We start from the raw sequence: 7,323 nt of genomic DNA on the forward strand, positions 1-7,323 counted from the left end.
TGCTAGGCCATTGCAGCGGGAACGGGACCCGCCTGCGCCATGGCATGGGCCTTGCGATTGCCTTGGCGAGACTTCCTTTTTGTCCCGCCGAAGTTCGAACATGTCCAATTTTGACATTCGCGATCTGCTCGACCAGGCCGCCGCGGCCGAACCCGCCCAGCCTGCGCCTGCTTCCGCGGACGAGAAAGAACCGCGCCTATCGCCGCTCGCCGAGCGCATGGCGGCGCTGCCCATGCGGCCCACCTATTCGCCCGTGATCATCACGGGGGCGGCCCGCCTCGCCGACATCGCGGTGGCTCTCGCCACGGGCTACGCCGCGCTCGCGATCTATATCGCGCCGAACCACGGCTATCCCCTCTCCTACCTCGGCCTCCTGCCAGTCTTCGCCCTGGCGACGGTCGCGGCGCTGCAGGCGGCGGGCTTGTATCATATCGGCGCGATGCGCTCCGTCCTCACGCAGGCCTTCCGGGTTCTCGCAAGCTGGAGCGTCATCTTTCTCCTCGCCCTCGCCGCGCTCTTCTTCACCAAGACGAGCGAGGAGTACTCCCGCGTCTGGCTGCTCGGCTGGTACGTTTCGGGACTTGCTGGGCTCTTCCTGGTCCGGCTCGCTCTTGGCCTCGCCGTGACGCGCCTGACGCGCGCCGGCCGGCTCGACCGGCGCACCGTGATCGTCGGCGGCGGCGAAGCGGCGGAACGGCTCATCGAGGCTCTGGCGGCACAGCGCGATACGGGCGTGCGAATCTGCGGCTTCTTCGACGATCGCAGCGACGACCGCTCACCTAACGTCTTGGCCGGCTATCCCAAGCTCGGCACAGTCGACGATCTCGTCACCTTCGCGCGGCGCACGCAGGTCGACCTCATCATCTTCACGCTGCCGATCACGGCCGAGGCGCGTATCCTGCAGATGCTGCGCAAGTTGTGGGTGCTGCCGACCGATATCCGTCTTGCCGCTCACATGAGCCAGCTGAGGTTGCGTCCGCGGGCCTATTCCTACATCGGCTCGGTGCCGGTACTCGACGTCTTCGACAAGCCGATTGCCGACTGGGACCTGGTGCTCAAGTGGCTCTTCGACAAGCTGGTCGGCACAATCCTCTTGGTGCTGCTGTCGCCGTTGCTCCTCCTCACGGCCCTCGCGGTTAAGCTCGACTCCCCAGGGCCGGTGCTCTTCCGCCAGAAGCGGTACGGCTTCAACAACGAGCTCATCGAGGTCTTCAAGTTCCGCTCCATGTACGTTGACCAGAGCGACGCAACGGCGGCGCGTCTCGTGACCAAGGGAGATCCGCGCGTGACGCGCGTCGGCCGCATCATCCGCAAGACCTCGCTCGACGAACTGCCACAGCTCTTCAACGTGGTCCTCAAGGGCAACTTATCCCTCGTCGGGCCGCGTCCGCACGCGCTGCATGCCAAGGCCGAGAACAGGCTCTACGACAAGGTCGTCGACGGCTACTTCGCCCGCCACAAGGTCAAGCCCGGCATCACCGGCTGGGCGCAGATCAACGGCTGGCGGGGCGAGACCGATACCGAGGAGAAGATCCAGCGCCGTGTCGAGCATGACCTGTTCTATATCGAGAACTGGTCGGTGCTCTTCGACCTCGTGATCCTCCTGAAGACGCCGCTGGCGCTTCTCAAGTCGGAGAACGCCTATTGACGGCCGCAGGCGACATCGCCGACACCGTCGCGAGCGGCCTTCGCATCCCGACGCGCCGGCTGCAACATGCGCTCCTGTGGCTGCTCGCCTTCTCGGGCTCGCTCGCGATCATCGAGCCGTCGCCCTATGAGGCGATGTTCCTCGTCGCCCTCTTCGGCTTCATGATCACGGGCGGCATCCGGCTGCCGCGCCTCGTCGTGCCGCTCATCCTGCTGCTGCTCGCCTTCAACCTCGGCGGCGTCTTTTCGCTCATTCCCTATCTCGACCAGCGCAAGTCGGTCACCTTCGTAGCCATCTCGATCTATCTGATGGTGACCGCGATCTTCTTCGCCACGATCCTCTCGCAGGACGGCGAGGAGCGGCTGAAGGCGATCCGCAGCGGCTTCGTCGCTTCCGCCTGGGTGGCGGCGATTGCCGGCATCGCCGGGTATCTCGACATCGCCGGTCTCGGCTCGATCTTCTCCCTCTACGGCCGCGCCTCCGGCACCTTCAAGGACCCCAACGTTCTCGGGCCCTATCTGACGCTCGCCGTCGCCTTCATGGTGCAGGACATCATGACGGGCCGCGGCCGGCTCGTCATGAGCCTCGCCAAGCTGTCGGTGCCGATGCTCGCGCTGCTGCTGACGCTGTCGCGCGGTGCATGGATCAACGCCGTCGGCAGCGTCGGCCTGCTCGTTCTGCTCATCTATCTCACGAGCCGCAGCAACGGCCAGCGCTCGCGGCTCGTCGGCCAGGTCGCAGCGCTCTCGGCGGGCGTGATCATCGTGCTGCTCGCTGCCCTCTCCAGCGGCGAGATCGGGGAACTCGTCGCCCAGCGGGCGGGCCTGCAATCCTACGACATGGGCCCGACCGGCCGCTTCGGCGGGCAGATCCGCAGCCTCCCGCTCTTGCTCGACCTGCCGAACGGCTTCGGCCCCCTGCGCTTTTCCTCCGAGATGTATGGCGCCGCGCCGCACAACGTGTTCCTCAACGCCTTCGCTTCCTATGGCTGGCTCGGCGGCATCGCCTATCTCGTACTGATCGTGACGACCTTCTTCGTCGGCTGGCGCACGGTGCTGCGGCGCGGGCCCTTGCAGCGCCATTTCCTGCCGATCTGGAGCGTGTTCTTCGTCACCGCGCTGCAGGGCATCCAGATCGACAGCGACCACTGGCGCCACTTTTATCTGCTTCTCGGGCTCGTCTGGGGCATGGCGGCCGCAACGCCACGGCGGGAAACAGGGCCCCGCGCGCTCGCATCCTGATTCCGCTTCTGCGGCTAACGCCCCGGCATTGCGACCGTTTTCCCGTTCACATCCGCCTGAACGGATGTTCCCCCTCGCACCTGCCCTGGAACGCCCGCACGAGGGGGGCAGGCGATGGCCTTGGCGGTGGGAAAGCCGATTTCCTCGTCGATCTCCTGGATGATACCGACCAGGCGCGCCTCGCAAGGCCGCTGGGCGGCAAGGTGCAGGGCCTCGGTCATCACGTGGCGATGCCGGACGGCCACATCCGTACAGGCGACATCATCCGTTTCGCAGCTCTTCCAGGGCGCTCCGGGCGCCTCCGGACATCATCGTGGTTTCTCGTCCCTTTCCGCCGGCTTGAGCCCGACTGCAGAAGAACCATGCGCCGGTCCGACCCGGGACGATGTGCGCCGGCGTGCCTTCAGAGGTAAGGCGAGGCCAGCCACACCACCCGGTTGCGCAGCCGCTCGACGAGCGGGCGAGCCGCGAGGCTCTGCAGGGTTTCAGGGACCGCATCGGCCATGCGCTCGCCGATGTAGCCCTCGATCCAGCCGGCCAGCTCAGGACAGTGCACCTCTACGTCGAGCTCGAAATTGAGCCGAAGGCTGCGCGGATCGAGGTTGGATGAGCCGATGTAGCTCCAGACCCCATCGACCGTCATGAGCTTGGAATGGTCGAAGACGCCGCGCGCGCGCCAGACGCGGCAGCCCCGTCGCAGCACCTGATCGAGCTGGGCCGTCATGGCGTAGTCCACGAGGCGCAGGTTGTTGCTGTCGGGAATGACGATGTCGACCTCGATGCCGCGGCGCGCTGCGACGCCGAAGGCCCCGACGAGTTGCTGATCTGGCAGGAAATAGGGCGACGCGATCATGACCCGGCGCTCGGCGGCCGCAAGTGCACCCATGATCATGGCGTGGTTCGATTCGAGCGTGTGGTCCGGCCCCGACGGAATCGCCCGCGCCGCCACCTCCGAGCCGACGGCCGGCCGCGCCGCGCGTCCGAACCACACCGCCCCGTCGAGGAGTTCCCGCGTTACGAAATGCCAGTCCTCGGCGAAGACGGTGAGCAACTGCTCGACCACCGGCCCCTCGAAGCGGAAATGCGTGTCGCGCGCCGTGTGATCACCCATGGCCGAGGTGAGGAAATGGGCGCGGATATTCATGCCGCCGGTGAAGCCGACCTTGCCATCGACGACGAGGATCTTGCGGTGGCTGCGCAGATTGGCATAGGGCAGCTTAAGGCCGATGATGTTGCCCATGAAGAGCGCCGAGGTGACGCCGCTCTGGCGCAGGAGGAGCGGCAGCGGCGGCTTCGAATAACGTGCCCCCACTGCATCGATCAGCACGCGCACTGCGACGCCGCGCTCCTTCGCCGCCACGAGCGCCTCGACGAAGGCGAGCCCCGCCGCGTCGTGGTCGAAGATATAGGTCGCGAGCGCGATCGACTTTCTGGCACTCCTGATCGCCTCGATCATCGCCGGATAGGCGGCATCGCCGCCGACAAGGGGCGTGACCTTGTTGCCGAGCGTCAGCGGGAACTGGGAGACATTGTCGCCGAGCCGGGCCAGCGACGCGAGCGGCAGGCGCGATAGCGCGGCGCTGTCGCTGTCCTCGTTCTCGGCCGCCCGCCCCCGGCGCGTGCGCGCCCGCTTGCGCATGACGGACGATCGGCGCACGCGGTTGATGCCGACAACGAGATAGAGCGCCGCGCCGAAGACTGGGGACAGCATCGCGACGCCCGCCCAGCCGATGGCCGCCCGCACCTCGTCCTTCGTCATCGCCGCGTGCACGGCCGCAGCCAGACCGGCCACCGTACTCAGGACGAAGAAGAGATGCGGCCAATAATCCGTCAGAAACGCCTGCATGAATCATTTCTAGAGGATTCCGCCTCGCGCCGGAAAGGTCAGAACCCTGCAGGCGCGGTGAAAGGCTGCCCCCGTGCGAGCCGGAGACCCGATGCCGGAGCCGCGTGCTTCACGCAACAGGTCGCGCGCCCTCCCCGGGCGCGCGAGGGTCGCGTATACGTGATCCCCTCGCTCGCCCTGCCGCCACAGTTTGTTCTATCATGGAAAAAGGCGCCGTCCGCACGCGGCCGAGATGATCGGCGCTCGGGGTCGTCCGCCCGCCTGCGGCTTGTCCGCGGCGTCGGAAGCCTCAGTTGCCGCGAGGAGGAACGCGCCATGCCCGTCTGCAAGACACTCGCCGTCACGGCCGTTGCAGCGCTGCTCGCGGTCCCTGCGGTGCCAGCGGAAGCGCAGATCGTCCGCATGGATACTGCGCCCTCCGCGACGCTTATCGACAGTGCCCAGTGGGGTCGTCCCGGTCACAGGTACGTCGGGGGGCCGGGCACGTGGACGCGCAGTTGGGGCGGGCCTGTCCGGGTGCGGCCGGTCGCTCCAGTGCGGCCCGTGTACGGCGGCTATTACGGCCTGCGGCGATACGGCTATTATGGCCGCCCCTATTATCCGCGCCCCTACTACGCCCGCCCCTACTACGCCCGCCCTTATTATGGCGACTACTATCGGCCATACTATTACGGCGGCTACTACAGGCCGTATTACGGCTACGGCTACGATCCCGGCGCCGCGATTGCGGCGGGCATCTTCGGCCTCGCCGCCGGCGCGATTGCCAGCAGCGCCATCGCCGCGCCGCCGCGCCGTTACGATGCCGGGTGGGTGGCCTATTGCTCGCGCAAGTACAAGTCCTTCAACCCGCGCACCGGCACCTATCTTGGCTATGATGGGCGCCGACACGTCTGCCGATAGCAGGCCGAGGACAAAGCCCTTGAGGAAGAGCCGCCCATGCGCGGCTCCTGCATGCGCTGCAGGGCTTCTGCGCGTCCGCTTCAGTGCATCATGAAGATCGACGCGATGATGCCGGTTGCGACATTGACCATCAGGAAGCGACCGTCGACCTCGACCCAGCGATGGCCGCGCGGCGGCTCCTGAAGGCGATAACGGCGGTAGTCGCGGGCGTGAATTTCGCGGTGGCGATACTTCTTCCACTCGAAGCGCTGCCCCTTCGCCCAATGCGGCCGGCCGCGGCGGTGCTGCGGCTCGACATGCCGCGGATGCCGGTCGTGGTGCTCGATGCGCACGTCACGATGCTCGGTCCGGACATCGCGATAGCTGTTGTGCGCGCCCGGGCGTTGGCTCCGCACGTCCCGGTGTTCGATATGGGCATCGGAGCCGCGGTGCAATGGATGGGGCTGGGCGACGGCCGCGCCTGAAACGACTATGGCGATCGATGCAACAAACAGGGCCATCTTTTTCATGAACATCTCCTCTTCTGCCCTCCGTCTTATGAGGATTGCCCTGAATGGCTCCTGAACGATGGAATTACTTTTTGGTAATATTTGTCCGGTTGCCACTCGCCGTAGCCGTACGGGCTGCCCTCGCATGTCGGCAACCTGGCACCGAGGCCTCCCGCGTGCCGGCGGGGGACGAGTTGCCCGTCGGGGACAAGCGCTCGCATCCCCCAAGATATCCACAGTAACCGAAGCGGATGAGGCCCGCACTTTACGGGGCTTTGTGTCCCCGATGCATCGTTCGAGCCGCGCGCCGCCAGAACTCCGGGCTTGCATTCCCGCGGCGAAACACCTAGAGAAACAACGCCCTTCGGGTGTCGGAGCGTAGCGCAGCCCGGTTAGCGCACTAGTCTGGGGGACTAGGGGTCGTGGGTTCAAATCCCGCCGCTCCGACCATTCAAACCCGTTGTATCCCTTAGGTTTCGGGCTTTCGCCAGAGTTCAGGCGCGAAGAGCAGCTAAGGGGAACAAACGGCGTATATGTGCCGTTTCGAGGCGCCAACCACCCACAAAAACACCCACAGTCAATTCGCGGTTCGTTCCGCGTCGCGATCGCCATATGATCCGGCACGCCGATGACGCGCTGGAGCGAACGATGTGCAACCTCTACAACGTCCGGAGCAACCGCGAGGCGATCCTCGACCTTACGCGGGGCATGGTCGATCGCAGCGGCTGGAATGAGCCGTCGCGCGACATCTATCCCGGCACGCTCGCGCCGATTGTCCGCGTCGGGGCGAATGGCGAGCGCGAGATGGTCATGGCTACGTGGGGGATGCCGACGCCGCCCGAGCACATCCGGGGCAATTATGACCCCGGCGTCACGAACATCCGGAACACGCATTTCAAGCACTGGCGACCGTGGCTCGGGCCGGAAAGTCGATGCGTGGTGCCCTTCAACAGCTTCGCCGAGCCGAACCCGGCTGCCAAGGTCGAAGGCCAGCGGACGCCGAATGCGTGGTTCGCGCGAAATCCTGATCGGCCCCTTATGTTCTTCGCAGGCGTCTGGACGCCGTGGCGCGGCGTCAAGAAGGTGCGGGACGGGGAGCGCGACTTCGAATTGTTCGGCTTCCTGACCTGCGATCCAAACAACATCGTGAAGCCGATCCACGGTAAAGCCATGCCCGTCATCTTGACCGAAGCCGAAGAG

At 66.0% G+C, this 7,323-nt stretch carries 6 protein-coding genes and 1 tRNA gene; 5 read left to right on the plus strand and 2 right to left on the minus strand.

The window, feature by feature from the left end; genetic code table 11:
* Positions 1 to 100: 100 nt before the first annotated feature.
* Positions 101 to 1,648, plus strand: a complete 1,548-nt coding sequence (locus tag ASC46_RS20120) for an undecaprenyl-phosphate glucose phosphotransferase (RefSeq protein WP_055461077.1) — start codon at positions 101 to 103, stop codon at positions 1,646 to 1,648.
* The gene (locus ASC46_RS20125; RefSeq protein WP_055461078.1) at positions 1,645 to 2,889 is read left to right on the plus strand and encodes an O-antigen ligase family protein; all 1,245 of its coding nucleotides are present in this window, start codon (positions 1,645 to 1,647) and stop codon (positions 2,887 to 2,889) included. Before ASC46_RS20120 ends, ASC46_RS20125 begins: the two co-directional genes overlap by 4 nt.
* A 403-nt stretch (positions 2,890 to 3,292) precedes the next feature.
* On the opposite strand, the gene ASC46_RS20135 is transcribed toward ASC46_RS20125, so the two are convergent.
* Positions 3,293 to 4,735, minus strand: coding sequence for a phospholipase D-like domain-containing protein (locus ASC46_RS20135; protein ID WP_055461080.1), 1,443 nt, complete (start codon positions 4,733 to 4,735; stop codon positions 3,293 to 3,295).
* A 315-nt stretch (positions 4,736 to 5,050) separates the two neighbouring features.
* Here ASC46_RS20135 and ASC46_RS20140 point away from each other — a divergent pair, with 315 nt between their 5' ends.
* Positions 5,051 to 5,635, plus strand: a complete 585-nt coding sequence (locus tag ASC46_RS20140) for a BA14K family protein (protein ID WP_055461081.1) — start codon at positions 5,051 to 5,053, stop codon at positions 5,633 to 5,635.
* 80 nt (positions 5,636 to 5,715) lie between these two features.
* Here ASC46_RS20140 and ASC46_RS21455 read toward each other — a convergent pair whose 3' ends face one another.
* On the minus strand, positions 5,716 to 6,144 hold the full coding sequence (locus ASC46_RS21455; protein WP_157672363.1) for an RcnB family protein: 429 nt from the start codon (positions 6,142 to 6,144) through the stop codon (positions 5,716 to 5,718).
* 351 nt (positions 6,145 to 6,495) lie between these two features.
* Between ASC46_RS21455 and ASC46_RS20150 the strand changes: the two genes are divergently transcribed.
* Positions 6,496 to 6,573, plus strand: a tRNA-Pro gene (locus ASC46_RS20150).
* A 162-nt stretch (positions 6,574 to 6,735) separates the two neighbouring features.
* The coding region (locus ASC46_RS20155; protein WP_245280642.1) for an SOS response-associated peptidase family protein at positions 6,736 to 7,323 on the plus strand (588 nt) is incomplete at its 3' end.

Origin of the sequence: Chelatococcus sambhunathii (assembly GCF_001418005.1) — a bacterium.
In the GTDB taxonomy this organism is placed as follows: Bacteria; Pseudomonadota; Alphaproteobacteria; order Rhizobiales; family Beijerinckiaceae; genus Chelatococcus_A; species Chelatococcus_A sambhunathii.